Annotated in this window: 27 protein-coding genes; 14 read left to right on the top strand and 13 right to left on the bottom strand. The window is 68.2% G+C overall.

All coding sequences use genetic code 11. The features are described from left to right. Window positions 1-33 precede the first annotated feature (33 nt). Window positions 34-444, top strand: coding sequence for a hypothetical protein (locus tag ACFYRU_RS08775; protein ID WP_387654817.1), 411 nt, complete (start codon window positions 34-36; stop codon window positions 442-444). Between the two features lie 19 nt (window positions 445-463). On the opposite strand, the gene ACFYRU_RS08770 is transcribed toward ACFYRU_RS08775, so the two are convergent. Beyond that, on the bottom strand, window positions 464-1150 hold the full coding sequence (locus ACFYRU_RS08770; RefSeq protein ID WP_387654814.1) for a DedA family protein: 687 nt from the start codon (window positions 1148-1150) through the stop codon (window positions 464-466). A 60-nt stretch (window positions 1151-1210) separates the two neighbouring features. Between ACFYRU_RS08770 and ACFYRU_RS08765 the strand changes: the two genes are divergently transcribed. Then, window positions 1211-1837, top strand: coding sequence for a TrmH family RNA methyltransferase (locus tag ACFYRU_RS08765; RefSeq protein WP_387658064.1), 627 nt, complete (start codon window positions 1211-1213; stop codon window positions 1835-1837). Here ACFYRU_RS08765 and ACFYRU_RS08760 read toward each other — a convergent pair. Further along, entirely contained in the window at window positions 1819-2241 is a 423-nt protein-coding gene (locus ACFYRU_RS08760) for a MarR family winged helix-turn-helix transcriptional regulator (RefSeq protein WP_387654811.1), read from the bottom strand. The two genes, ACFYRU_RS08765 and ACFYRU_RS08760, sit on opposite strands and share 19 nt — an antisense overlap. A gap of 49 nt (window positions 2242-2290) precedes the next feature. Here ACFYRU_RS08760 and ACFYRU_RS08755 point away from each other — a divergent pair, with 49 nt between their 5' ends. The 3 genes from ACFYRU_RS08755 to ACFYRU_RS08745 all read left to right on the top strand — a co-directional run bounded on the left by ACFYRU_RS08755 (window position 2291) and on the right by ACFYRU_RS08745 (window position 4723). After that, complete coding sequence (locus ACFYRU_RS08755) at window positions 2291-3283, top strand: FUSC family protein (RefSeq protein ID WP_387654808.1); 993 nt, start codon at window positions 2291-2293, stop codon at window positions 3281-3283. Further along, window positions 3273-4442: an alpha-amylase family protein gene (locus tag ACFYRU_RS08750; RefSeq protein ID WP_387654805.1), complete on the top strand. Its 1170-nt coding sequence runs from the start codon at window positions 3273-3275 to the stop codon at window positions 4440-4442. Before ACFYRU_RS08755 ends, ACFYRU_RS08750 begins: the two co-directional genes overlap by 11 nt. A gap of 92 nt (window positions 4443-4534) precedes the next feature. Next, window positions 4535-4723: a hypothetical protein gene (locus ACFYRU_RS08745; protein WP_387654803.1), complete on the top strand. Its 189-nt coding sequence runs from the start codon at window positions 4535-4537 to the stop codon at window positions 4721-4723. On the opposite strand, the gene ACFYRU_RS08740 is transcribed toward ACFYRU_RS08745, so the two are convergent. From ACFYRU_RS08740 to ACFYRU_RS08730, 3 genes are read right to left on the bottom strand one after another with little or no spacing between them, the layout of a single operon-like run. Beyond that, on the bottom strand, window positions 4712-6442 hold the full coding sequence (locus tag ACFYRU_RS08740; RefSeq protein ID WP_387654802.1) for an FAD-dependent monooxygenase: 1731 nt from the start codon (window positions 6440-6442) through the stop codon (window positions 4712-4714). The two genes, ACFYRU_RS08745 and ACFYRU_RS08740, sit on opposite strands and share 12 nt — an antisense overlap. Beyond that, on the bottom strand, window positions 6439-7278 hold the full coding sequence (locus ACFYRU_RS08735; RefSeq protein ID WP_387654800.1) for a dioxygenase: 840 nt from the start codon (window positions 7276-7278) through the stop codon (window positions 6439-6441). The genes ACFYRU_RS08740 and ACFYRU_RS08735 overlap by 4 nt, the downstream gene beginning before the upstream one ends. A 9-nt stretch (window positions 7279-7287) precedes the next feature. Then, complete coding sequence (locus ACFYRU_RS08730; protein WP_387654798.1) at window positions 7288-8556, bottom strand: maleylacetate reductase; 1269 nt, start codon at window positions 8554-8556, stop codon at window positions 7288-7290. Between the two features lie 64 nt (window positions 8557-8620). Here ACFYRU_RS08730 and ACFYRU_RS08725 point away from each other — a divergent pair, with 64 nt between their 5' ends. Next, window positions 8621-9403, top strand: a complete 783-nt coding sequence (locus ACFYRU_RS08725) for an IclR family transcriptional regulator C-terminal domain-containing protein (RefSeq protein WP_387654796.1) — start codon at window positions 8621-8623, stop codon at window positions 9401-9403. Window positions 9404-9447: 44 nt separating this feature from the next. After that, window positions 9448-10602, top strand: coding sequence for a DUF1905 domain-containing protein (locus ACFYRU_RS08720; RefSeq protein ID WP_387654794.1), 1155 nt, complete (start codon window positions 9448-9450; stop codon window positions 10600-10602). Window positions 10603-10605: 3 nt separating this feature from the next. Here ACFYRU_RS08720 and ACFYRU_RS08715 read toward each other — a convergent pair whose 3' ends face one another. Both ACFYRU_RS08715 and ACFYRU_RS08710 read right to left on the bottom strand, forming a co-directional pair. Next, entirely contained in the window at window positions 10606-11028 is a 423-nt protein-coding gene (locus ACFYRU_RS08715; protein ID WP_387654792.1) for a VOC family protein, read from the bottom strand. A gap of 80 nt (window positions 11029-11108) precedes the next feature. Then, complete coding sequence (locus tag ACFYRU_RS08710) at window positions 11109-12128, bottom strand: SIS domain-containing protein (RefSeq protein ID WP_387654790.1); 1020 nt, start codon at window positions 12126-12128, stop codon at window positions 11109-11111. A 139-nt stretch (window positions 12129-12267) separates the two neighbouring features. On the opposite strand from ACFYRU_RS08710, the gene ACFYRU_RS08705 reads away from it, so the two are divergent. Together ACFYRU_RS08705 and fbaA are read left to right on the top strand one after the other, a co-directional pair. Next, on the top strand, window positions 12268-12987 hold the full coding sequence (locus tag ACFYRU_RS08705; protein ID WP_130388014.1) for a GntR family transcriptional regulator: 720 nt from the start codon (window positions 12268-12270) through the stop codon (window positions 12985-12987). A 216-nt stretch (window positions 12988-13203) separates the two neighbouring features. Then, on the top strand, window positions 13204-14229 hold the full coding sequence (gene fbaA / locus ACFYRU_RS08700) for a class II fructose-bisphosphate aldolase (RefSeq protein WP_387654788.1): 1026 nt from the start codon (window positions 13204-13206) through the stop codon (window positions 14227-14229). 95 nt (window positions 14230-14324) lie between these two features. Here fbaA and ACFYRU_RS08695 read toward each other — a convergent pair whose 3' ends face one another. Further along, window positions 14325-15272 carry a type IV toxin-antitoxin system AbiEi family antitoxin domain-containing protein gene (locus ACFYRU_RS08695; RefSeq protein WP_387654786.1) on the bottom strand — a complete coding sequence of 316 codons (948 nt, stop codon included), beginning with the start codon at window positions 15270-15272 and terminating at the stop codon, window positions 14325-14327. Window positions 15273-15386: 114 nt separating this feature from the next. Beyond that, complete coding sequence (locus ACFYRU_RS08690) at window positions 15387-15836, bottom strand: HNH endonuclease (RefSeq protein ID WP_387654783.1); 450 nt, start codon at window positions 15834-15836, stop codon at window positions 15387-15389. A gap of 143 nt (window positions 15837-15979) precedes the next feature. Here ACFYRU_RS08690 and ACFYRU_RS08685 point away from each other — a divergent pair, with 143 nt between their 5' ends. The 3 genes from ACFYRU_RS08685 to ACFYRU_RS08675 all read left to right on the top strand — a co-directional run bounded on the left by ACFYRU_RS08685 (window position 15980) and on the right by ACFYRU_RS08675 (window position 18525). Next, window positions 15980-16387, top strand: coding sequence for a DUF3151 domain-containing protein (locus ACFYRU_RS08685; protein WP_141855919.1), 408 nt, complete (start codon window positions 15980-15982; stop codon window positions 16385-16387). A 43-nt stretch (window positions 16388-16430) separates the two neighbouring features. Continuing rightward, window positions 16431-17171: a 2-phosphosulfolactate phosphatase gene (locus ACFYRU_RS08680; protein ID WP_387654779.1), complete on the top strand. Its 741-nt coding sequence runs from the start codon at window positions 16431-16433 to the stop codon at window positions 17169-17171. A gap of 154 nt (window positions 17172-17325) precedes the next feature. Further along, window positions 17326-18525: an MFS transporter gene (locus ACFYRU_RS08675; protein WP_387654776.1), complete on the top strand. Its 1200-nt coding sequence runs from the start codon at window positions 17326-17328 to the stop codon at window positions 18523-18525. On the opposite strand, the gene ACFYRU_RS08670 is transcribed toward ACFYRU_RS08675, so the two are convergent. Continuing rightward, window positions 18512-19330: a DUF6597 domain-containing transcriptional factor gene (locus ACFYRU_RS08670; RefSeq protein WP_387654773.1), complete on the bottom strand. Its 819-nt coding sequence runs from the start codon at window positions 19328-19330 to the stop codon at window positions 18512-18514. The two genes, ACFYRU_RS08675 and ACFYRU_RS08670, sit on opposite strands and share 14 nt — an antisense overlap. A 56-nt stretch (window positions 19331-19386) precedes the next feature. Between ACFYRU_RS08670 and ACFYRU_RS08665 the strand changes: the two genes are divergently transcribed. Together ACFYRU_RS08665 and ACFYRU_RS08660 are read left to right on the top strand one after the other, a co-directional pair. Further along, complete coding sequence (locus ACFYRU_RS08665; protein ID WP_387654770.1) at window positions 19387-19875, top strand: VOC family protein; 489 nt, start codon at window positions 19387-19389, stop codon at window positions 19873-19875. Between the two features lie 300 nt (window positions 19876-20175). Next, the gene (locus ACFYRU_RS08660; protein WP_387654767.1) at window positions 20176-21456 is read left to right on the top strand and encodes an adenylosuccinate synthase; all 1281 of its coding nucleotides are present in this window, start codon (window positions 20176-20178) and stop codon (window positions 21454-21456) included. Window positions 21457-21473: 17 nt separating this feature from the next. Here the strand turns inward: ACFYRU_RS08660 and ACFYRU_RS08655 are convergent, their stop codons facing one another. From ACFYRU_RS08655 to ACFYRU_RS08645, 3 genes are all read right to left on the bottom strand, one after another. After that, a complete protein-coding gene (locus ACFYRU_RS08655; protein WP_387654764.1) occupies window positions 21474-23315 on the bottom strand; it encodes a serine/threonine-protein kinase in 1842 nt (613 codons plus the stop codon). Between the two features lie 110 nt (window positions 23316-23425). Beyond that, window positions 23426-24439, bottom strand: coding sequence for a hypothetical protein (locus tag ACFYRU_RS08650; protein WP_387654762.1), 1014 nt, complete (start codon window positions 24437-24439; stop codon window positions 23426-23428). Between the two features lie 79 nt (window positions 24440-24518). Continuing rightward, window positions 24519-25220, bottom strand: a complete 702-nt coding sequence (locus ACFYRU_RS08645; RefSeq protein ID WP_387654759.1) for an SDR family oxidoreductase — start codon at window positions 25218-25220, stop codon at window positions 24519-24521. Window positions 25221-25303: the final 83 nt, after the last annotated feature.

Below are 25303 nucleotides of genomic sequence, written 5' to 3'. Positions count from 1 at the left end.
ACCGGCCGAGGACGGGGAATCGGGGGAGGACCTATGGCCTGGGGGGAGGTTGTCGTGGAGCGCGGGAACGTCCCGCGGGTGGCGAACCCGCGGGACACCGAGGCGGCACTGAACTGGCAGCTGGAACGAGTCGGTTCGGCCGCCTGGCTGGACTGGCCGCTGAAGTTCCAGCGGATGGCGTTCGGCTATGCGCACGACAGCGGCTGGCACGACGCGGCCGATGCGGTTCGTTGGCTCGACCACCACACCCTGCTCCGTGAAGGGGCGGCGCCACGGGGGGCGCTGGTCTGGTACCAGGCGGATGACCGGATCCGGGTGGCCTGTTCACTCGGCGCCGGTCAGGTGGTCGGCCCCCTCCCGACGGGGCTGGTCGAGGTCGCCGACCTGCGTGGGCTCAGCACCGACTGGGTCTGGTCAGACCCACACTTCCCCTTCGGCCATTGAGGCCCTGGCTGGCCAGGGCCTAGGCCGGGTGCTTCGGGGCGGCGTGCTTCGGGGCGTCGCCGTTGTTGCTCTTGCGGTTGCGGCGGCGGGCGAGGAAGTACTCGACCACCATCGGGACCAGCGAGATGAGGACCAGCAGGACCAGCGCGGCCTCGAGGTTCTTGTGGATGAACTCGACGTTGCCGAGCGCGTGCCCGAGCAGCGTGATGCCGGGCGCCCAGATCACCGCGCCGACGCCGGTCCAGAGGAAGAACTTCTTCGGGTCCATCCGGCCGGCCCCGGCCACGATCGTGATGAACGTCCGGACGATCGGCACGAACCGCGCCATCACCAGCGCCCGCGGGCCGTACCGGTCGAAGAACTCGTGCGTCTGCTCGATGTACTTCGGTTTGAGAATGCGGGCGTTCGGGTTGCGGAACAACGACGTACCGAGGAACCGGCCGATGTAGTAGCCGGACACGTTGCCGAGGAACGCGGCCACCGTCAGCATCACGCAGGCGAGCCAGAGCGGGACGTGGATGGTGCCCTGTGCGATGAACAGGCCGACCGCGAACAGCAGTGAGTCACCGGGCAGGATCGGGAACAGCACCCCGCACTCGATGAACACCACCAGGAGCGTGCCCCAGAGGGCCCAGTCACCCAGCCAGTGCAGCAGGTACTCGGGGTCCATCCAGGACGGCATCAGCATCGCGACAAGAGCAAGCACGCGGACAGGGTAGCGTCCCGACCTGTGCACGAGCTGAATGGTGACGTCCGGGGAGCAGACATGGTCGGGCCGAACGAGGTCGGCGTCGGTCCCTGGGCCGGCGACCGGCCCGACGACCCACGGCTCGATCCCGAGCTGCTGGCCCACGGTGACCGGCGGAACGTCGTCGACAAGTACCGGTACTGGAAACTCGAGGCGATCGTCGCGGACCTGGACGAACAGCGGAACCCGTTCCACGTCGCGATCGAGAACTGGCAGCACGACCTGAACATCGGTTCGGTCGTCCGGACGGCGAACGCGTTCCTGGCCGCCGAGGTCCACATCGTCGGGAACCGCAAGTGGAACCGCCGCGGCGCCATGGTCACCGACCGCTACCAACACGTCCGCCACCAACCAACCCTGGCCGACCTGGCTTCGTACGCCTCCGAGCTGGGGTTGCCGATCATCGGCATCGACAACCTGCCGGGCTCCGTGCCCCTCGAGACGTATGACCTGCCCCGAGCGTGCATCCTGCTGTTCGGTCAGGAGGGTCCTGGGTTAACAGAAGAGGCCCACCAGGTCTGCACATCCGTCCTCTCCATAGCCCAGTTCGGCTCAACCCGCTCGATCAACGCCAGCGCCGCCGCAGCAATAGCCATGCACGCCTGGATCCGCCGCCACACCTTCGGTCAACCGTCCAGCAGCTGATCCAAGATCCCCGCCGCCAACTCCAACACCGCCTGCTCGGTCGGATTGAGCCGCTCAGCGATCGCCTCAGCCAACCAGTCGTCCGAGCTCTTCATATGCTCTCTGAGCAACGAGCGCCCAGCCGGCGTGAGCTCGATCGTGTTCCGCCGCCGGTCCTCGACGTCCTGCTGCCTACTGATCAGCCCTTGCTCCTCAAGACCCGCCAGCACCCGCGTCAGCGACTGCGGCTGCACCCGCTCAGCCGTAGCGATCTCACTCGCAGTCAGCCGCCCCCGCCGATGCAGCTGCCCCAACACAGCCACCCCCGTGCTGCCCAGCCCGTCCCCGGTCCGTTCAGCCCGCAGCCGCAACGCCAACCGCGTACTGGCGCGCCTCAGTACGACCGCAGTTTCATACGCTTCCACTTACTACTCCTCGGCGCTGCGAGCTGACAGATGCTAAGCTAAGCTTACTATGACCGTGAATGTCATCCACTGGTCCCGAGAAACCCCCGTTCCGTCGGCTCGCCTGCTGACCGCAGCTCTGGCCATGGCCGTGCCCATCACCTACGGCTTCGCCACCGACCACCTACCGCAAGCGTCTTTCGCCGCGTTAGGAGCACTCGCGCTCGCAGCCCCGCCGGTTGGCCATTCCGCGACGGCGGTTCGGCTGACCAGGCTCGTTGCGACCGGGTTGGTGGTGACGGCAGCCGCCGCTCTGGGCGCGCTGGTCGGTGGGCGTGGCTGGACAGCTGTTGTCGTGCTGGTCGGGCTCGCCGCGGTTGCCGCTGTTGTCGGTGGGTTCAACCGGTGGATGGCGGACGCGACGACCCGGTTCGTCACCTTCCTCGTGATGGCGACCGGGTTCGGTGGCGCGGACGTCTGGCAGGTCACCCGATGGTTCGCGGCCGGCGCGTTGTGGGCGATCCTGCTCTCCCTGTTCACTCCGGCGCCGACGCCTGCACCACGGGCGACGTACCGCCAACTGGCGCGACGATGGTGGCGGACCCTGCACCGCTTCGACGGCTGGCAGTACGCCGTACAGCTCCTGCCACCGCTGGCCGTCGCGTCTGTGATCGGCGTGTACTGGCACCAGCAGAAGTCGTACTGGATCGCCCTCGCAGTCGTGATCGTCGTCCGCCGCCGCGGCGACTCGTTGCTCCGGGCAACCGAACGCAGCCTCGGTACCTTTGCCGGTGTGCTGATCGGCGGCGCGCTCGTCCTCTGGGTGTCGCCGTCCTGGGTGATCGTTGCCGTGGTGAGCGTGCTCGCCGGCCTTCGCCCGCTGCTCAAGGAACGCAACTACACCGCCTATGCCACGATCATGACCCCGCTCGTCGTCCTGCTGATGGACCTCGGCCGGACGCCGGAACTGTCGACCGTCGGGTACCGCCTGATCGACACCGTGCTCGGCTGCCTGCTCGCGATCGTCCCTACCCTGATGCTGAGGAGGCGAAATGTGGCCTGACCACGCGATCTGGTGGCAGCTCTACCCACTCGGTTTCACCGGCGCCGAGACGGTCGCCGTGCCGAACGTCGTACATCGCCTGCCACAGTTGGAGAACTGGCTCGACTACGCGATCGACCTCGGCTGCTCGGGCCTGCTGCTCGGCCCGATCTTCGCCTCGGAGACGCACGGGTACGACACGATCGACCACTTCCGCATCGATCCGCGGCTCGGTGACGACGCCGACTTCGACCGCCTGGTCGCCGCCGCGCATGCCCGCGGCCTCCGGATCGCCCTCGACGGCGTCTTCAACCACGTTGCCCGCTCGTTCACGCATCCGGAGTGGTTCCGTGGTGGCTTCTTCGAGGGACACGAGCATCTGCTGGCCTTGGACCACAGCAACCCCGAGGTCGGGCAGTACGTGGGCGACGTACTCCGGTACTGGAACGACCGCGGCGTCGACGCGTGGCGCCTGGATGCCGCGTACGCCGTACCGCCCGAGTTCTGGCGCACCGTGCTGCCGCGGGACCGCGACGTCTGGTACTTCGGCGAGGTCATCCACGGCGACTACGCGGCGTACGTCGACAAGAGCGGGCTGGACTCGGTCACGCAGTACGAGCTGTGGAAGGCCATCTGGAGTTCGCTGAACGACCGCAACTTCTTCGAGCTCTCGTACGCGCTCGGCCGGCACAACGCGCTGCTCGACTCGTTCGTCCCGCAGACGTTCGTCGGCAACCACGACGTCACCCGACTGGCTTCGCGCCTCGAGGACGAGCGGCATCTTCCGCATGCGCTGGCGATTCTGTTCACGGTCGGTGGCGTACCGAGCGTGTACGCGGGCGACGAACAGGCGTTCCGCGGTCTGAAGGAGGAGCGAGCCGGCGGGGACGACGCGATCCGGCCGGCGTTCCCGGACGGGCCGGACGAGTTGGCGCCGTACGGGTGGCCGACGTACCGCCTGCACCAGGAGCTGATCGGCATCCGGCGGCGCCATCCGTGGCTGGTACGGGCGCGGACGACTGTGGAGCATCTGACCAATACGGCGATCGCTCTGCGGAGTACCCACGGCGACGAGTGGGTCCTGCTGCTGCTCAATGTGTCGGACGACGACCTGCGGTTCCCGCTGGCCGACACGCCGGTGGTCCCGGCGAACGGATGGAAATTCTTGACGAGTTCGTAACCTTCGCCCTCGTGTTCCCGTTGTTCTTGGTGACAGAAGTGAGGCCTTCCCGTCGTCCTGCGTTGGTGACGGGGAACATGGGGGTTTTGTCGATGAACGCACTATGGGACGAACTGATACACGAACTGGGCACCGTCCGCGCACTGAGCGCGGCGGCCCTCGAGGCGCGCTCGGAGACCTCGCGGGTCGCGCTGATCACGCTCCTGGACGCCGAGACCGCGGAGATCTCGGCGATCCTGGACAAGATCCTCCGCTCATCGGAGGCGACGTCAGCGGCCTAGGAGTTCGCTGACGGCCTGCCGGAGCGTTTCGGTGGGGTCGTCGGGCTGTTCGAACGCGCGGTAGGCGATGTGTGCGTCCGGGCGGACGAGCAGGCAGCCGGGGTCCGGGATCTCCCGGACCCGCGCCCAGTCGCCGTACAGGTCGTCCAGTTCGCGGCCGGGCCCGATCACGAACGGTTCGATCGGTACGCCGAGCTGCTCGGACACGGACTGCGCCGCCTTCACCCACGCGTCGCCGCCGATCCCGGTGAGCAACGTGAACCGGCCCTTGCCGACCACGTCCAGCGTGCTCACGGTCGCCGATCCGCGGGTCAACCAACAATGCGGGATGCGCGCGCCCGGCCACGTCGTCGGGCGGTAGTACAGCTCGGGATCCTGCTCGTACGGCGGCTCCGGCGTACCGTCTTCGATGACGGCCGACGACTCGTAGCGCTGCCCGAGCTCGACTCCATGCGCGTTGAACTCGTAGTCCTTCAGCTCGATCGCCTGCCGGAGCTCCTCGCGCTGCGCGGCCCCGGCCGACGTGTCGTCCTTGCGCGACTCGATCGTCCAGCCGTCCGGCGCGTCCGGCGTCATCCCGAGCGCGCGGAAGATCTGCCCGAACTGGTTCCGGCTCTTGTTGGCGCGGTCAACGATCTGCTTGGCGATCGGGACGCGTTCGGCGTCGTAGCTTTCCAGAAGCGTTGCTGAGGCCTGGCCCTTGACCACGAGCGCGAGCTTCCAGGCCAGGTTGTACGCGTCCTGGATCGACGTGTTCGAGCCGAGGCCGTTGCTCGGCGGGTGCCGGTGGATCGCGTCACCCATACAGAACACGCGGCCCTTCGAGGCCTGCTCGGCGTACATGTGGTTGACGCTCCACACCGACGTACTCTTCAGCTTCACGTCGATCGTGTCGTCACCCACCAGGTTGTGCACGATCTCGGTCGCCATCGCCTCGTCGACCACCGGAGCCGGCTGGCTGATGTCGTACCCCCAGACGATCAGCCACTCGTTCCACGGGCGCACCATCCGGACCAGGCCGGCGCCGATGCCGCCGATCTGCGCGCCGGGCTGCAGGACCCAGTACAGGACACTCGGGCGGTGCGCGACGTACCGGCTGAGGTCGGCCTCGAACACGATGTTCATCGACCCCTCGATGTCCATCGCGCCCGCCATCGGCAGCCCGATGTCCTGCGCCACCTTGCTGCGTCCGCCGTCCGCGCCGATCAGGTACTTCGCCCGGATCTGGTACGTCGTACCGCTCAGCCGGTCGCGTACCGTCGCCGTCACGCCGTCCGCGTCCTGCTCGAGGCTCTCGTACTCGGTGTTGAAGCGCATCCGCGCGCCGCGGGCGGCCGCCGTACTGACCAGGATCGGCTCGAACAGGGTCTGCGGGAGGTCCATCGGCAGGCACGGACTCGCCTCGGTGTAGTCGGCGAGACGACGCGGATGCGTTCCCCAGGTGCGGATCCGGCCGATCTCCTCACCCGCGAGGCTGGTGCAGAACGCGGTCTGGCCCATCAGATGGTGCGCGGTGCCTTTGCCGGTGAGCTCATCCTCGATGCCCATGTCGCGCATCAGCTCGACCGTACGCTGGTTGGTGATGTGCGCGCGGGGAGTGTTGGCGGTCCAGCCGTACCGGGTGAGGACGATGTTGTCGACGCCGTACGTGGACAGGAACAACGAAGCCGCGCCGCCGGCCGGGCCACTGCCGACGATCAGCACGTCTGTTGTGATCATTGCTGGGCCTCCTCGGTGGTCGCGAGTACGAGGTCGTAATCGACGGTGTAGAAGGTCTTGCCGTCTTCCTGATGCTCTGTGAAGTCGGCGATCAGGGACTGCTTCACGCCGAACACCGCGTCGGTGTCGAGGTACTCGTCGCCGTTGGCGAACACATGCGTGATGAGACGTGCGTAGCCAGGTGCCGTCACCATGAAGTGGATGTGCGCCGGCCGCATCGGGCCGCGCTCGCCGGCACGGAGCAGCTCGCCGACAGGGCCGTCGTCGGGGATCGGGTACGCGACCGGCTTCACCGCCCAGAACCGGTAGTTGCCGTCAGCATCGGTCGTGAGGTGCGCGCGGTTCTGCGGAGCGTCGAGGTCCTTCTGTACGTCGTAGAACCCGTCCTCGTCGGCCTGCCAGGTCTCGACGAGCGCACCGGCGATCGGCTCGCCCTTGGTGTTCAGCACCCGCCCGCTCACCAGGCACGGCTGCCCCGGCGCGCCGTTGGAGATGTCGTCCCCGAGTTGCACCTCCGGCGACCCCTCGACGAAGAACGGCCCGAACACTGTCGACTGCGTTGCCTCCGGCGGCTTCTTGTTGCCCAGCCCAACGGTCAACATCGACAGCCCGAGTACGTCGGCCAGCAGGACGAACTCCTGGCGCGTCCCGGTCGAGATCTGACCGGTCCGGGTGAGGAAGTCGATGGCCTTGAAGTACTCGTCCTCGGTCAGGTCCACCTCCCGCGCGAACGCGTGCAGATGCCGCACAAGGCTGCTCATCAGCTCCCGGTACCGCCGGCTGCCACCGAAACTGTCGACGACCGCATCGGTCAGCTCGTCACCCTGCAGATCCATCCACCCTCCTCAAGGCCGCACCCCGTCCAGCGCTCGTACCAAAATCTCTCGCACCTGGTCCTCTCCTACCGGTACCGGATTCCCCACGACCTTGAACCCGGCCGCCGCCTCGTCCACCTGCTGTCGCGTCAATCCCAGCCCCATGCCGACCCCCGCTGTCTGAAACAGGTCCCACAGCTCGCCTGCCAACGCGTCGGCGCTCCCGGACCCACCGAGTGCGGCCGACAGCCGGGCTGCGCTGTGCGGAATGGCTGGTGCGTTGATGCGCGTCACCTGCGGGAGGATTGCTGCGTGAGTCTCCGCATGCGGCAGACCGTAGGTGCCACCAAGCAAGTGGCACAGCTTGTGGTGCAGTCCCGTACCCGCCGTCGCCAGTGCCGATCCTGCGAGACAAGCGCCGTACATAAGCTTGCCTCGAGCATCTAAATCCGCCGGCTCCACCAATACCGCCCGCAGTCCGTCGCTGAGTGCCCGCAGCCCTTCGACTGCGATCGTCTCGGTAATCGGATCAGCCTTCGGCGTCCAAACCGCCTCCACACAATGCGCAATCGCATTGGCCACACTCGCCGCCGTAACCTTCACGGGCAGCCGCCGAGTCAACACCGGGTCATAAACAACCACCCGCGGCAACACCCGCACATCCACCCCAGTCGCCTTACTCCCGCCAGCAGTCTCCCCCCAAACCGCAGTCATCTCCGACCCCGCATAAGTAGTAGGCACCCCCACAACCACCACCCCACCCGCCCCCACCCCACCCGAAGCACCAGACGTACCCACCCCGCCCGCCCCACCGGGCGCACCCACTCCGCCCGAAGCGCCGGGCGCCCCCACTCCGCCTGCGCTGCCCACTCCGCCCCCACCCGACGCGCCCGCTCCACCCGCTCCGCCCGCCCCGCCCACTGCGCCCGCCGTGCCCGCTCCGCCCGGTGTGCTCTTGAGGGCGACTGCTTTGGCGAGGCCGATGGCTGAGCCGCCTCCGATGGCGACGATTGCGTCCGCGGCGAGTTCGTGTGCTTTGGCGCGGGCCGCGTCGGCGACCTCGGTCGGCACATGCTGCGCCACGCCATCGATCCGCCCCACGAACCGATCACCCAACTGCAGCTCGACCAGATCGGCCGCGTCACGCGCAGAGTTGGTCGCGATGACCAGAACCCGCCGTACCCCGAGCGCCGCCACCTCATCGCCCACCCGCTCGAGCGACCCCGCCCCGAACACCACCCGTCCCGGCCAGAACGTATGCACGAACGAGTCCGGCGAACGGTCGTCTGGACGAGGCATCGGCTGCTCCGCTAGGATTTCGCTCAGCGAATAGTTCTTCTTTCAACGAAAAGCAGGCTAGCGGATGCCGGGTGACGCGTCTACAGGCACATTCCTCCAGGGACTGGACCGCGGCCTGGCCGTGATCCGGGCGTTCTCCGCCGAAGCCCGATCGCTCACCCTCAGCGAGGTCGCTCGCTCCGTCGGCATCACTCCCGCGACCGCCCGCCGGATCCTCCTCACGCTGGAAGAGCTCGGCTACGTACGCAGCGACAACCGCCGCTTCTCCCTGACTCCACGCGTCCTCGCCCTCGGCTGGGCGTACCTGTCCTCGCTGGACCTCGGCGAACTGGCCGGTCCGTACATGGAGGACCTCAGCGCGAAGACCCGGGAGTCCTGCTCGATCGCGACACTCGACCTCCCCGACATCGTCTACGTCGCCCGCGTGCCCACGAGCCGGATCATGACCGTCGCCCTGGGCGTCGGCGCTCGCCTCCCCGCGTACCCGACCTCGATGGGCCGCGTCCTGCTCGCCGGCCTCCCCGACGACGAGCTCACCGCATACCTCGACTCCCTCCAAGCCGAACCGCTCACCGACCGTACGATCACCACCGCCGACGACCTGCGGACCACGATCACCAAGGCCCGCACCGACGGATACGCCCTGGTCGACCAGGAACTCGAACTCGGCCTCCGCTCGATCGCCGCGCCCATCCACAACTCCAGCGGCCGCGTCATCGCCGCCCTGAACGTCTCCGCCCACGCCTCTCGCTCGACCCCGACCTCCCTCTGTGAGGAGTTCCTGCCGCCGCTGCGGGCGGCGGCGGAGCAGATCACCACGGCGCTCACCCACCGCGGCCATCTCTGAGTTCCGGAAGTCGTTCTTCCGGAATCAGGTCTAGCGTCGAATCCATGGACCACACGTTCGCCGGCGAAATCATCGAGTGGCGCGGCCCGGCGCCGTACTACTTCCTGACCGTGCCACCCGAAACCGGCACCGCCCTCCGAGCTGCTGCCTCGGCGGGCGGGGGCTCCTGGGGTACGGTCCCCGTCCGCGCGGTGCTCGGAGGCACCGAATGGACGACATCCCTCTGGTCGAGAGACGGCGACTACCTGCTTCCGTTGAAGGACGCAGTACGCAAGCCCGCCGGTCTGGACGTAGGAGACACGATCGAGGCCCACGTCACCTACCACCCCCGCAAACGAACCACCGCACCACAAGCAAACCCCGCGCAGCCAGCACGCGCGCGATCTACACCCGCGCAGTCGGCACCCGGGCGATCGGCACCCGGGCAGTCGGCACCCGCGCGGTCTACACCCGGCCAGTCGGCGCCCACGCGATCCGCACCCATGCGATCCGCACCCGCGCGATCTGCACCCGGGCAGTCGGCGCTCGGGCGGTCTGCGCCCGCGCGGCCGGTGCGGCCGGTGCCGCGGACTGGGGGATCTCGTGAGCCGGTGAAATCCGGGCAACTCACGATCGTCCCGGCGAATCGAGCGAGGTGGGACGACCTGGAAGCCATCTTCGGCACGACCGGCGACACCTCCCGGTGCTGGTGTCAGCGCTTCCGCATGCTCCCCAAGGAGTCCTGGGCGTCCGAAGGCCCCACAGAACTCGCCGCCCGCCTACGAGACCAAACCGCCTGCGACAATCCGCGAGCCACCACAACAACCGGCCTGATCGCCTACCTTGAGGATGCAGCCGCTGATCCGGACGCTCGCGAGCCTGTGGGGTGGTGTGCGGTGGCGCCGCGGGCGGGGCATGCTCGCTTGGTTCGCGACTATCGGGTGCCTTGGCTCGGACGGAACGAGGACAAGACAGACGCGTCCGTCTGGGCGGTCACGTGTTTCGTCACCCGGATCGGTTTCCGCCGGCGCGGAATCAGCAGACTGCTCGCGCATGCCGCCGTCGAGTTCGCTCGCGAGGGTGGGGCTCGTGCGGTCGAGGGCTATCCGGATCTCGTCGACGGCGGGTCCGTCGGCACCCTCGCGACGTTCGCCGATGCCGGATTCACCGTCGTCAGCCGGCCGGGAAACCGTCGCGCGGTCATGCGTGTCGACTTCTGAGAACTAGCGTGCAGGCTGCAGGTCTTCGAGGATCTGGACGTAGTGCGGGTTGGTCATGATGCCGAGGATGTTGCCGAAGGGATCGACTACCGACGCCGTGCGGAAGCCCGTGTTGTTGCCGCGGTCAACGATGGTCTCGTTGACGGTTGCGCCGAGGTCGGTCAGCCGGGTCAGCGTCGCCTCCAGGTCGTCTACGTGCCAGTACATGATCGCCCCGGACCCCGCACCGACCTGATGCGTCGCGTACTTGGCGTCGATGATCCCCAGTTCGCACTGCAGGTCGCCGAAGCGGAACTCGACGTACGCCGGGGCCTCGGCGCTCGGCACCGCGTAGTACGCCTCGATCCCCAGCAGCTTCTCGTACCACTCCCGCGCCGCCTTCACATCGGTGGCGTAGAAGCTGACAGTCGCAAGTCCTCGCAACATCGTGGTGGTCCTCTCTCGGGTCGTTCCGATTGACGACCACCACGATTCCAGCCAAAGTGCTCACCGAATGAGCACTTTGTTCAGTCGGTCTGGGTGACCTTGCGGAGGCCGCGCGGGGCGTCCGGGTCGAGGCCGAGTTTGCGGGCCAGGAGTTCGATGGCGCGCTGGGCCGGGATGACGAGCGCGAGCGGCGCCAGGGTCTCGGGGAGATCCGGGCCGGGGAGGTTCACGTCGCAGCGGGAGGCGAAGGTGGGGTCGCCACCGATGCCGAGGATCTTGCTGCCCTTCTCGCGGACGATGCCGGCCAGCTCCGTCATGCCGGGCAGCGCGGGGCCCTCGCCCGCAGCGACCAGGATCGTCACCAGGTCGGAGTCCACGACCGCAATCGGTCCGTGCTTGAGGTCGGCGTACGAGAGGCCGCGCACCGGCTGTAGGCAGGTCTCCTCGAGCTTCAGCGCGACCTCGAGCGTCGTGCCGAACGTCAGGCCGCGGCCACTCGCGAGTACGTCGTGGGCGCCCGCGAGCAGGTCCGCCGCCGCCTCGACCGAGCCGGACAGCATCTTGGTCGCCGCGTCCGGAACCCGGGCGATGTCGGCGTCCAGCGTCCCGGGGCGAGGCGCGAGCGCGTCCACCGCGACCGTGATCGCGGCCAGCTGGGTCGTGTACGTCTTGGTGGCCGGTACGGCGAGCTCCTTGCCCGCCTGCGTGATCAGCGCGACGTCGGCCGTCGACGCCAACGGGCTGTTGCCGTCGTTCGTGATGCCGACGATGGCGGCGCCGTTCCGCTTCGCCCACTCGGCGGTGTCGACGATCTCCTGGGTCGCACCGGACTGGCTGACCGCGACGACCAGCGAGTTCGAGAGGTCGAGGTTCGCGCCGTACAGCGTGGCCACCGACGGGGCCGCGAGCGACGCCTGCCGGCCGGCGTGGATCTCGGTCAGGTACCGCCCGTAGACGCCCGCGTTGTCGGAGGACCCGCGGGCCACGAAGATCACGTTCCGGCGCCCGGCGGCCAGCCGGGTGATGTCGTGCCGCAGCGGCAGGACGTGCTCGAACGTCGCGGCCAGGGCGGCCGGCTGCTCGGCGATCTCGGCCGCCATCCGGGTTTCCTGGGTGGGGACAGACACCACTGGGATCACTGGTCCTATCTGGTCTTAACAGGTATGCTGCGCACGATAGCAGTGAGCGGCGCCCCGGGGCACCCCCGAGGACCGCCCAGGTCTGGAGGATCGAGATTCCATGGTGGCGACGAAGCGGGCCCAGGTCCGATCGGTGCTGGAACGGCTGATCGACGTCGAGCTGCATCCCGGGGACCCGATCCCCTCCGAGCGTGCCCTGGTGGACAAGCTGAACGTCTCCCGGGTGACCGTCCGGCAGGCGATCAGCGACCTGGTCGAGTCCGGCGCACTGGAACGGGTGCACGGCAAGGGGACCTTCGTCACGGGTCCGCAGGTCGACTCCCAGCTGCACCTCACCTCGTTCTCCCGGGAGATGCGGGCCCGCGGGCTCGAGCCCGGAACCGTCGTGCTGTCGGCGAGCGAGATCGAGGCCTCCGACGAGACCGCGAAGGGACTGCGGGTCGCCAAGGGCACCAAGGTGATCCGGGTCGAGAGGCTGCGTACGGCCGACGCGTCGCCGATGGCGTACGAGGTCGGCTACTACCCGTCCGCGCTCTTCCCCGGCCTGCTCGGCCGTGAGCTCGGCACTCTGTACGACGTCTTCGCTAGTGAGTACGACGTCGTCGTCACCTCCGGTGAACAGACCGTCCGGGCGGACAACGCCGACGGTCATGTCGCCCGGGTGCTCGGCGTGGCCAGGCGGGCACCCCTGCTGGTCCTCGAGCGCACCACGTTCGCCGGCCGCAAGGTCGTCGAGCTGTCCTGGTCGGCGTACCGTGCCGACCGCTACCGGCTGCACATGGCCCTGACCCCGCGCGGCCCGCGAACCGGGTCCGCCTGACCTGCCCTGCGGAACCGGACGGTCCGGTGCCACCGGACGGAAACCCGGACGCAACGAACTGGATCGATCCTGTTCACCAACTGGTCTACATACCTGCCGATCGCTCCCCGGCCACCAGGCCGGTTCAGCAGGTGGGCCGCTGGTCACGACGAAGTGCCCGGCGGCAATACTGGAGCCGAACCCACAAGAACTGTGTTGTGAGGAGTACCGCGAGACATGCCTATTGCAACCCCTGAGGTCTACGCCGAGATGCTGGACAAGGCCAAGCAGAACCGCTTCGCCTACCCGGCCATCAATGTCAGCTCCTCGCAGACGCTGAACGCCGCGATCCGCGGTTTCGCCGAGGCGGGCTCGGACGGCATCATCCAGGTCTCCACCGGTGGTGCGGACTACCTGTCCGGTCCGACGATCAAGAACATGGTGACCGGCTCGGTCGCGCTGGCTGCCTACGCGCACGAGGTCGCCAAGAACTACCCGGTGAACATCGCGCTGCACACCGACCACTGCCCGAAGGACAAGCTGGACGGCTTCGTCCGGCCGCTGCTGGAGATCTCGGCCGAGCGCGTCAAGCGCGGCGAGAACCCGCTGTTCCAGTCGCACATGTGGGACGGTTCCGCGGTGCCGCTGGCCGAGAACCTGGAGATCGCGAAGGAGCTGCTGGCCAAGACGGCCGCGGCCAAGATCGTCCTGGAGATCGAGGTCGGCGTCGTCGGCGGCGAGGAGGACGGTGTCGCCAACGAGATCAACGAGAAGCTGTACACCACCGTCGAGGACGGCCTGGCCACGGTCGAGGCCCTCGGCACCGGTGAGAACGGTCGCTACCTGACCGCGCTGACCTTCGGCAACGTGCACGGCGTCTACAAGCCGGGTGCGGTGAAGCTGCGTCCGGAGATCCTGGCCGAGATCCAGGAGCAGGTCGGCGCCAAGCTCGGCAAGGACCGCCCGTTCGACCTGGTGTTCCACGGTGGTTCCGGCTCGACGCTCGAGGAGATCCGGGCCGCGGTCGACAACGGCGTCATCAAGATGAACGTCGACACCGACACGCAGTACGCGTTCACCCGGCCGGCGGCGGCGCACATGTTCACGAACTACGACGGTGTGCTGAAGGTCGACGGCGAGGTCGGCAACAAGAAGGCCTACGACCCGCGCGCGTGGGGCAAGGCGGCCGAAGAAGGCATGGCGAAGCGTGTCGGCGAGGCGTGCGAGAACCTGCGTTCGACCGGTACGTCGCTGAACGCCTGACGTTCCGAAAGCTGTTCCGAGCAGGCCCGTCCGGGGGAGTTCTCCGAGGCGGGCCTGTTTCGCGTTGCTGGAATGCATCTGGTGACTCCTTGTTGTCAGCGCACCCGGGCCTGGTCGAAGTGCCGGATTCCGGTGCGGCGGGCGGCCCGGGTGAACGTGGTTCGGATGCGGTCGGCCACGGTCGCGGGGTCGTCGAGATCGGTCCAGGAGATCCAGCAGTGCTCCACGGGGTGTGGGCCTTCGAAGGTTGACGGGTCGGGTGGCGTCTCCTCGGTGGCGGGCTCGAATTCGTCGCTGTAGAAGGGGAAACGCGGCTCGAACTCGACGACGGTGCGGTCCTCCGGGAACCACAGCGCTTCGGCTCGGGGATCGTCGGGATCCGGTTGGTCGAGGTCCGGTGGTGGGTCTGCGCTGGGTGTGGGGAGACCCGCGGTGGCGAGGATGTGGCGCAGGCGGGACTCGGCGATCGAGGCGGCGCCGGTGAGCTGGTCGAGTACGTCGAGGGCTCGTTTGCTGCCGTGGTCAAGGATTGTGATCGCCTGCTTGAGTGCGAGTCGGTCCACGGTGCCGGTGTAGATCGCGGCGTCGGCGAGCACGACTGCGGGCATGGTTGGGGCGGTCGCGGCCACCTCGGCGATCGCGCGAGCCGGTGAGACCATGCGCAGGTTGTTCCACAGTTGGAGGCCGGGGCCGACTGGGTCGCGGATGTGACGGTGCACGCCGCGCAGCAGGCCGGATCGACCGTCCGGCGCGGTCACATGCACCCGGGTGAGGTCGAGACCCCAAACCGGTAAGGCGTGGAGTGCCGCGGCGGACTGGTGGCTGGCGAACACGTTCGGTCCGCTCGCCCGCAGCACGCGATAGGTCCGGCGAAGGTGCAGCACCTCGTCGGTCACCAGCATCAGTGACCGCTGAGCGGCATACGTCCCCCGCCGGATCCGGCGCCAGCGCCCGGACCCGAGGAGCGAGTCGATCTCAACGTCCGCGTACCCACAGGCACGCGCGTCGGCCCGGGTGAACACCCCACCCCGAATCGACGCCATCACAGCAAGCTGACCATTCATGCCCTAGAACTTGCCGCGATTCCCCCCTCCCAGGACCACCAACTTTCAATCTGTGGAGAACTTGCGCCTACCAGCGGGCATAAAAAATGCTCGTCACTTTTCTGTGACGAGCTCGGCGCGGGTGGGTATCCAGGGTTGCCAGAGGAGGGGCATGTCGGCTTCGGCGGGGGTGCGGTTGCCTTTGCGTTCGTTGCAGGAGGCGTGGGCGGCTACGGCGTTGAGCCATTCGGTGCGGCCGCCTCGGGATCTGGGCTGGACGTGGTCCATGGTGTCGGCGTTGTCCAGGCCGCAGTACGCGCAGCGGAACTTGTCGCGGCGCAGGACACCGTGCTTGCTGTACTTCATCCGGCCGGCCGCGTAGCGCCAGTGGGTGACGACGTAGCGGACCAGGCGGAGGACGCGAGGGACCGGGAACGGGCCGATTGTTCGCTCTCCGTGCGCCTCTTCGACCACTGCGACCTCACGAACCAGCATCCGGATGGCGTGCTGGATCGATACGGTGTGCAGCGGTTCGTACGACGCGTTCAGGACTATGACGCTCATCCGGTGCCTCCTTCCGGCCGTAGCTGGGAACCACGGCGGTTGACGCAGGGTCTCAAGCATCCGTGGCCGCCGGGTGAACGGTCAACGGATTTCGTCAGACGGTCACGTGCCGGTACGGCTGCGTGATCGGCGAAGATGTGCTTATGGAATTGAACAATCTGCTCTCAGGTCCACCCGAGACACTACTACCGGTCGACCCGGCCGCGGCGGAACTCGCCGACGGGGCCGCTCCGGCGGACGTCGCGGCCAAGTACCCGACGTCCTCGCTGGCCTGGGCGGTGCTTGCCGAGGGCGCGCTCGCCGACGGCCGGACCATCGAGGGGTACGCGTACGCGCGCACCGGCTACCACCGCGCGCTGGACCTGCTCCGGCGCAACGGCTGGAAGGGCCACGGACCGGTCCCGTGGGAGCACGAGCCGAACCGCGGATTCCTCCGCGCGCTGGCCGCGCTCGGCAAGGCGGCAGCGCTGATCGACGAGAAGGACGAGGCCGAGCGTTGCGCCACGTTCCTGCGCGACAGCTCGCCGACGGCCGCGGACGTGCTGAGCTGAAATCTGCTTGTAGGGCTGGTTCCCGGGCGGGATGATCTGCCGGGTGACCAGCCCTTACGCGCAGGCCGGATTCGGTGCCGGGTTCGACTGGGGACCCGTCGGAGCCGAGGTCGTTGCCGGTGACATCGTCGCCGTCGTCGACGTGCTGTCGTTCACGACGTCGGTGACGGTTGCGGCCGATCGCGGCATCGACGTCTACCCGTACCGCTGGCGCGACGAGACCGCAGTCGCGTACGCGCAGGAGTACGGCGCGACGCTGGCGGTCGGGCGGTCCGCGGCCGGCCCGGGCGATGTGAGCTTGTCGCCGGCATCGATCCGCGGCGTGACCGGAATCACCAAGCTGGTGCTGCCGTCGCCGAACGGTTCGACGATCGCGAAGCAGTTGAGCGACAGCGGTGCGACGGTGATCGCGGTGTCGCTGCGTAACCGGCAAGCAGCGGCGGACTGGGTCAGCAGGCAACGGAGCGCGGGCGGCAGGGTCGTCGCGATCGCGGCGGGGGAGCGCTGGCCTGACGGGTCGCTGCGGCCCGCGGTCGAGGATCTGTGGGGTGCCGGCGGGTTTCTGAGTGCACTCCGGCGCGACGACCTCTCGCCGGAGGCGCAGGCGGCGGTCGCGGCGTACGAGGCGACGAAGGACGAACTGCCCAAGTACCTGCACGAGTGCGCGGGCGGTCGCGAACTGACGGCGTACGGCTTCGCGGCGGACGTCGACGTGGCGGCCGAGGTCGACCAGAGCGAGGTGGTGCCGGTGCTCGTGGACGGTAGACTGTTCCGGTCAACCTGAACCACTCGAGGTTTCTGCCCGTTGACAGTGCCGGCAGGCGGCGAGCGTCCCCGCTTCCTGCCGAACATGGACGGTTCTAGGCGGATGGACAGACCGGCGAAGCTGGACGCCCACGGTCGGGTCCCCGCCCCTTCGGGCAGCGGAAGGTAACACCGTGCCGGCTCTCACCGGACGGATCGTCGCGCCCACCTACGCAGCAGTACTGCGTACTCCTGGCGCTTGGAAGTTCTATTTCGCAGCGGCCCCGGCCAAGATCGGGATCGCGATGACGGGCCTCGGCATCGTCTGGCTGGTGCACGGCTCGACCGGTTCGTATGCCGCCGCGGGGACAGCCACCGGCGGGTTCGCCGTGGCCGAGGCGGTCGCCGGTCCACAGGTCGCGAGGCTCATCGACCGTTTCGGTCAGACCCGCATGTTGCCTGTCACCCTGCTCGTGCACGCCACGATGATGGCGTTGCTGATCGGTCTCACTGTCTCCCACGCACCCCTGTGGTCACTCGTGATGGCGGCCGTACTCGCGGGCGGATCGCTGCCGCAGCTGGGGGCGCAGACAGGAGCCCGCTGGGCCTACGCGCTGCGTGAGAATCCACTGTTGTCCTCGGCGTTCGCACTGGAGTCCCTCAGCGTCGGTGTCGCGTTCATGGTCGGCCCTGGACTCGTAGGCATCGTGAGCTCGTCCAGCACTCCTGCTGCAGGTTCACTGCTCGCGACAGGTCTTCTACTTGCTGGTGGCTTTCTGCTGGCGGTGCAGCGAAGCACCGCGCCGCCGCCAGTCAGGCCTGGGCAGCACGGCAGCTCGAAACGCTTGCTGCACAAGCGGTTCGCCGGCCTGGTCGGTACGAACATCGGCATCGGCCTGTTCTTCGGCAGCATGCAGGTGTCCGTCACAGCGCTCGCAGTCTCCCGGGGTACGCCGGGACTCGCCGGCCCGCTGTACAGCATCACCAGCCTGGTCAGCCTGATCGCCGGATTCGCCTACGGTGCAAGGCGTTGGCGGACTGCACCGGAAACGCAGTTCGTCGTCGCGTTCGTCTGGCTGGCCGTGAGCTGCCTGCCGCTGACCGCGGTACACACGCCGCTGACCGCAGCTCTCGCGCTGACGTTGCCCGGCCTCGCGATCGCCCCGTTCCAGACGTTGTCCGCAGTACTGACCGAGTCGACCGTCGACTCCGCCGTACTGACCCAGGCCTTCACCTGGCTGAACTCGGGCGGCGCCGCCGGCATCGCGCTCGGCTCAGCGTTCGCCGGATGGGTCGTCGACCAGCACAGCCCGCAGTACGGCTTCGTGGTCGCGCTCGCCGCGGCAACATGTGCCCTTGCGATGGCGGTGACGGTGAAGCTCAGCGGTAGGTGACCTGCCGTTCGGCGGCGGCGCGCGTGGCGTACTCCAAAGGAGTCAGGCCGATCTGCTGCTTGAACTCCTTGGAGAAGTGGGCCTGGTCGAAGTAGCCGAGGGAAGCAGAAAGCTCTGCCAGCTCGGCTACGTCTCCCTGGGCCAGCAGCTCGGCGCCGTCGTGGAGGCGGTAGCGGCGCAGCACCCATTTGGGACCTACCCCCACATAGCGGCGGAACAGGCGTTGGAGGGTACGGATCGGTACGTCGAAACGCTCGGTGATCTCGTCGACGCGGGCGACCGACCGGTCCGCGGCCATCGTCGACACGATCTCCCGGACCAGCTCGTACGACGGATCGGGTGGGCCCAGGTGATCACGCAGGAACGCCTCGAACACCGCGCGCCGCCGGACGTCGGACTCGGCCTCGAACATCAGGTCCGCGAGCCGGTCGCCGTCCGGGAACACCGCGGTCAGCGGCAGCACCTCGTCCCGGAACGACCCGACGTCCAGCCCGGTGATCGCCCCGAACCCGCCGGCCCAGAACTTCACCCCGAACGCCCGGCCCCGCCCCACGAGCTCACGGGAGAACTTCCGCGTGCAGACCCCGTTCACGAACGCACCACCAGGCTGCTCGAACGTCACGTTCACGGCCGGGAACGGCAACACCTCCGCGGTGTACGGCTCGTCCAGGTCCCACTCGACGATCCAGTACCACTCCACGAAGCGCCCGGCCTCCGGCCCCGGCACGAGCCGGTTCAGCGACCGGTGCCGGGCTTGCTCCCGGGGGTGCAGGATGCCCTTCTCGCTGTCGGCGGAGTGGGTCAACGCGGCTGTCGCTTTCTTACAAGACCCCACAGGGGGCCGGCGGATTGACTTGGGGCATGACGACGAACACGGTAAACCCCATCCCCGACGGTTATCACTCGCTGACCCCGTACCTCGCCGTCGCGGACGGGCCGAAGGCGATCGAGTTCTACACCTCGGTCTTCGGAGCCGAGGTGGTCAGCCGGCAGGACATGCCTGACGGCCGGGTCGGTCAGGCCGAGCTCAGGTTCGGGAACTCGATGCTGCAGCTGAGCGACCAGATGCCGCAGATCGGGCTGCGGGCGCCGAACGGCGAGTGGGTGCACTCGTCGATCGTGCACTACGTGCCGGACGTGGACACGACCTACGCGAAGGCGGTCGCGGCCGGTGCCAAGCCGGTGGAAGAGGTGCAGACGTTCATGACCGGCGACCGGTTCGGCACCGTGATCGACCCGTTCGGGCACCGGTGGGCGATTCTCACTAAGGTCGAGGACGTCAGCCCGCAGGAGGCCGACCGCAGGGTGAAGGAGTGGCTCGCCTCCAACCCCGAGGAGCTCAACTCCTAGGGGCAAGAGGAAGCGGCCCGCCGGAACCGTCCCCTGCGGCAGTTTCGGCGGGCCGCTGACTAAGAGTGTGCACGTGATCACGCAATATCGCAACCCGTCAGTTGATGAAACAGTGATTTGAAACGGTCGCTCGAACGTTGTGGACAGGCCCGAAACGCCTGCGCCCCGGTCCGGTAAGCTTTGGTCGCAAGAGCCTGGATGCATTGCCGGATGAATGTTCGGTGAATGTCTCCGGGCTTCACCGTTTCCAGCACCGGCCGCCACGGGGTGTGATGTCGGTGCGTGAAGAGGAGGGCTGAGATGCCCGCAATCGTGCTCGTCGGCGCCCAGTGGGGCGATGAGGGCAAAGGCAAGGCGACCGATCTGCTCGGCAACACGGGCGAGGTCATCGACTACGTGGTCAAGTTCAACGGCGGCAACAACGCCGGCCACACGGTCGTGATCGGATCCGAGAAGTACGCGCTGCACCTGCTCCCGAGCGGCATCCTCACACCGGGCGTCACCCCGGTGATCGGCAACGGGGTCGTGGTCGACCTCAGCGTGCTGTTCGAGGAGCTCGACGCGCTGCAGGCGCGCGGGGTGGACACGTCGCGCCTGGTGGTCAGCGCCAGCGCCCACGTGATCCCGCCGTACAACCGGACCCTCGACAAGGTCACCGAGCGGTTCCTCGGCAGCCGGAAGATCGGTACGACGGGACGCGGCATCGGCCCGACGTACGCCGACAAGATGAACCGGCTCGGCATCCGGATCCAGGACCTGTACGACGAGAAGATCCTCGAGCAGAAGGTCACCGGCGCGCTGGAGCAGAAGAACCAGCTGCTGGTGAAGGTGTACAACCGGCGCGCGGTCGAGATCAGCGAGGTCCTCGACGAGCTGCTCGAGTACGCGGACCGCCTGAAGCCGATGGTCGCGGACACCAGCCTGCTGCTGAACAAGGCGCTCGACGACGGCAGGACCGTGCTGATGGAGGCCGGTCAGGCGACGCTGCTCGACGTCGACCACGGCACGTACCCGTTCGTCACCTCCTCGAACGCGATCTCCGCCGGCGCCTGCACCGGTACCGGCATCCCGCCGACCCGGATCGACCGCGTGATGGCCGTCGTCAAGGCGTACACCACCCGTGTCGGTGAGGGTCCGTTCCCGACCGAGCTGCTGGACGCGGACGGCGAGTGGCTGCGTCAGCAAGGCTTCGAGTTCGGTACGACGACGGGCCGCCCGCGGCGTTGCGGCTGGTACGACTCGGTCATCGCCCGGTACGCGGCCCGCGTGAACGGGGTCTCCGACTTCGTACTGACCAAGCTGGACACGCTCACCGGGCGGGAGAAGATCCCGGTCTGCGTCGCGTACGAGGTGAACGGCGTACGGCACGACGAGATGCCGATGACGCAGACCGAGTTCCACCACGCGGTCCCGGTCTACGAGGAGTTCGACGGCTGGACGGACGACATCTCCGGCTGCCGGACGTTCGAGGACCTGCCGAAGGAGGCGCAGTCGTACGTCCGCGCCGTCGAGTCGCTGAGCGGGGCGCGGATCTCCGCGATCGGTGTCGGTCCCGAGCGCAGCCAGATCGTCCAGCTCTGACCCGGTGGACCTCCCCGTCAGTTTCCGATGATGGGGAGGTCCCGGATGAACGGCGCGTTCCGCAGGTCGCCGATGCTCGGGCGCTGGATGTTCGGCGTCTCGATCGGCTGCCGTGCCCAGTCGGCGCCGCCGCCCTGGGTGGCCCGGAAGAACAGGATGCCGCCGATCACCAGCAGCACTACGGCGACGAGCGCGGAAACCCAGTGCGCGCGGAAGGTGTTCCGGGCGGTGATGTGAGCACCGCGTCGTAGTGAGCTGCCACCCGGGCCCCACCAGCTGCAGAACAGGGCAGTCAGGGCCGCCGTGCCGAAGCCGACAGCGGACAAGGGCTTCCAGTCGAGGCCGTAGGTCGACGCAGCGATGCCCGTGACGACTCCGCCGACCACAACTGCTGTCAGCAGCGGCAGGATCAAGCAGGGGACTGTGATGAGTGCTGCGGTAGCCAGTTGCACTGGGCTGGCTGCTGCGGCGACCACTCCGTCTGACTTGCCCGAGCGGCCGCGGACCTGACGGCGTCGCATCAGGGCCGTGCTGGAGCGGTCCACTGTTCGAGCGAGCACCAACAGGATGATGGCGACCGCCGCACCGAAGCCTGGCGTGAACGCGACGAGCCCGGTCAGCAGCAGCATGAAGCCGACGATCACGGCCGTACGACGGCCGGTGGGCGGCGACTTGGCGGGTTGCTGGACCGGCGGCTGAGCCGGTTGCACAGGCATCGGCGCGGACGGCTGCTGGTAAGGGGCCGGAGCGTACGGGTTCGCGGCGTACGGAACGAACGGCTCCGCTGGGTACGGCGTTTGGCCGTAAGGCGGGGGAGGTTCCGGCTTCTTCGTGGTGGCTTCGCGGAGCTTGTCGCGGATCGGTGCGAACGCTGACAGCGGCGGAATCACCGGCGGCACCAGCTCGGCCACCTGGGTCGGTGTGGGGCCGTCGTCGACCTCAGGCTCCACCGTCGGCATCAGCTTCGTCACGAGCCTGGTCGGCGCCACGGCTGCCATCGTCGGCGCCTCGCGCGGCGGCAGCGCGTCGCGACCTTCGGCGTACCGGCTGAGGCCAGTCATGATCTCGTCCTGTGTGGGACGGTCGGCCTTGTCGGGGGAGAGCGCTGCGGCGAGCAGAGACTTCAGCCGCGGGTCCAGTCCGTCCAGGTCGGCCTGCCCGGAGTGCACGCGAGCCAGTACCGCCTCGAACGGTCCCTTGCCGAACGGGCGCCGCCCGGTCGCGGCGAACGCCACGGTGGCCGCCCAGCCCCACCAGTCGGCGGACTGCGACACCATCTCGCCCTCGATGAGCTCCGGCGCCAGGTAGCCCGGCGTACCGATCACCAGCCCGGTCTGGGTCAACCGCAGGTCATCGGCGGCCTGGGCGATGCCGAAGTCGATCATCACCGGCTTGCCGTTGCACATCATCACGTTGCCGGGCTTGAGGTCGCGGTGGATCACTCCGGCCGCGTGGATGGCCTGCAGCGACTCGGCGAGGCAGCCGGCCAGCGGGAGCCACTTGCGTGGGGTCAGTGGGCCGCGCTCGTCGACCTGCTCGTCCAGCGGGCGCCCGGGGACGAAGCGGGTCACAAGGTACGGCTGCTCGCCGTCCAGGTCGTGGTCGAGGATGCCGGCCACGCCAGGGTGGTTGACCTTCTGCAACGTGGTGGCTTCGCGCTGCAACCGCGCCCGTGCGATCGGGTCGTGCGCGACGTGCGGCCGCAGTACCTTGAGCGCGACCTCCTGGTGCTCAGGTCCTTCGGCCAGGTAGACGACACCCATGCCACCCTGCCCGAGCCGCCGGATCAACCGGTACGGCCCGACCCGCTCCTCCACCTCCTCTTCATGGGTGGAAGGCGGTCCCCCTGTGACTGACATGCCATCTACGGTACGTCCCCGGCAGACCAGCTATCGACGCGCGAGTGAACTGAACCAGGTAAGGATTTGCGGGTAGGCGAGTTCGGCGGTGCCGTTGTGGTCGACAGGGCCTACGTCGGTGATCGTGCTGGGCACGCCGAGCTTGCTTTGGCAGCTGGCGGCGTTGGTGGCGGGTACGTCGTGGTCAGCGGAGCCGGTGTAGAAGTGCAGGGGAACCCGGGGCTTCCAGTTGGTGCAGATGGTGTCAGCCGCGCGGAGGCGGTCGCCAAGAGGGCCCGTCGGGTGCGTGAGAGTTTGCAGGAACTCCGGGCGTACCAGCTTGTCCGGGCTGGTCGGTAGGGCGGCGGCGATCTCCTGGACGGTGTGGCTACGAAGGGGCTGACGCGCCCGTCCACCAGGGCTGGAAGCTCGACGCCCAGTAGGTCGTACGGGCCGGCGACCGGGGCGAGTGCACGGAGGGTGAAGCCGGGGACCTGTTCGCGCTGCAGTGCTCGGCCGAGGCTCAGGGTGATGCGGCCGCCTTCGGAGAAGCCGGTGACCAGTACGCCGGGGCGAAGGGAGCGGCCGAGTGCGGTGGTGAGTTCGCGGGCCGCGACCAGTTGGTCCGCCGAGGCTGAGATCTCCGAGGCGGTGTCGCCGTACGGGTGGCGGCCAGGTCCAACGCCCAGGCCGAGGAGATCCGGTGCTGCGACTGCGAAACCGGCGCCGGCGAACATCAGGCTGCGTACTCGGTCGGGGCTCGTGCGGAGGACTGAGGCTGTCGAGTTGCGGGTGGCGTTCGTGCCGTGCAGGAAGGTGACCAGGTCCAGGCGTCGCTTGGCCGAGCGTGGGACGGCTACCAGGCCGCTGGCGGTTGTCGGCTGTCCTTGTGGGGTGATGGTGCGGTACACGACGCGGTATGCGTCGACGCCGTACGACGCCGGCTGTCTCAGGTACTGCGTGAGTTCTGCAGCGGACAGGTGCTCGATGGGAACGACGGAGACGAGCTGGCCACGCGGTGCGTGCTGAGCACGGGCAGCGGGCCGCACGACGGCGGTGGCGGACGCCGTGGAACCCGCTACGAGAGTCGAAGCGATGAGGACAGAGGCACAGACGGGCAGTGCTGCGATCTTGGCGAGCTTCATCTTCCCAGCGAACCGCCGCACGACTGCCCGAACGATGGGTCTGTCCCCACCTCCCCGGTAGGCCTCACACCCGTGGTGGTCAGCCGGCTAGCTCGGGGTAGAGCGCCGTCAGGTCACCTGAGATCGCGGCCTTGGCGCCGCGGGCGGTGTCGTCGGCGAGGACCTCGTACGCGCCGGTCTCGATGCCGTCGAGCGCGGCCTTCGCGATGTCTTCGGGACGGGACTTCGGCGCGGTGACCGTGCTTGCCATGTCGGTGTCGACGTACCCCATGTGCAAGCCGGTGACGCCGATGCCGCGGTTCAGCAGTTCGAGGCGGATCGCATTGGTCTGCAGCCAGAGCGCGGCCTTGGTCGCGGAGTAAGCCCCGTGCCGGGCGACCCAGGACAAGGCCGAGTGCGCATTCAGGATGTGGCCGCCACCGTTCCGCTCGATGATCGGGACGAACGCCCGGGTGAGCTGCAGCGGTCCGAAGAAGTTCGCGTCGAAGACCGCGCGGACGTCGTCGATCGAGCTGTCCAGGTAGGTGTCCGGCGAACCGGCGCCGGCGTTGTTGATCAGCACCGTCACGTCGGGCGCGGCTGCGGCGAGCGTGTCGATCGACGACTGGTCGGTGACCTCGAGCGGCAGCGGTACGACCCGCGGGTCGTCGCTCGGCTTCGGGTCGCGGGCGGTTGCGTACACCTTCGCGACGCCACGGCCGAGCAGGTCGTCGACGATCGCCTTGCCGATCCCGCGCTGCCCGCCGGTGACCAGGACGACGGCGCCTTCGAGTGTGGTCATGGAAACTCCTCAGTGGAAACTGATCTGTTTCCAGCACTGTAAACCGATCGGTTTCTCATTTCAAATCCAGCCGGTACCCTCGA

The organism is Kribbella sp. NPDC004536, assembly GCF_042873835.1.
Taxonomy (GTDB): Bacteria; Actinomycetota; Actinomycetes; order Propionibacteriales; family Kribbellaceae; genus Kribbella.
Note: the sequence above shows the minus strand (reverse complement) of the source record. Positions and strands in the feature narration are given on the sequence as shown.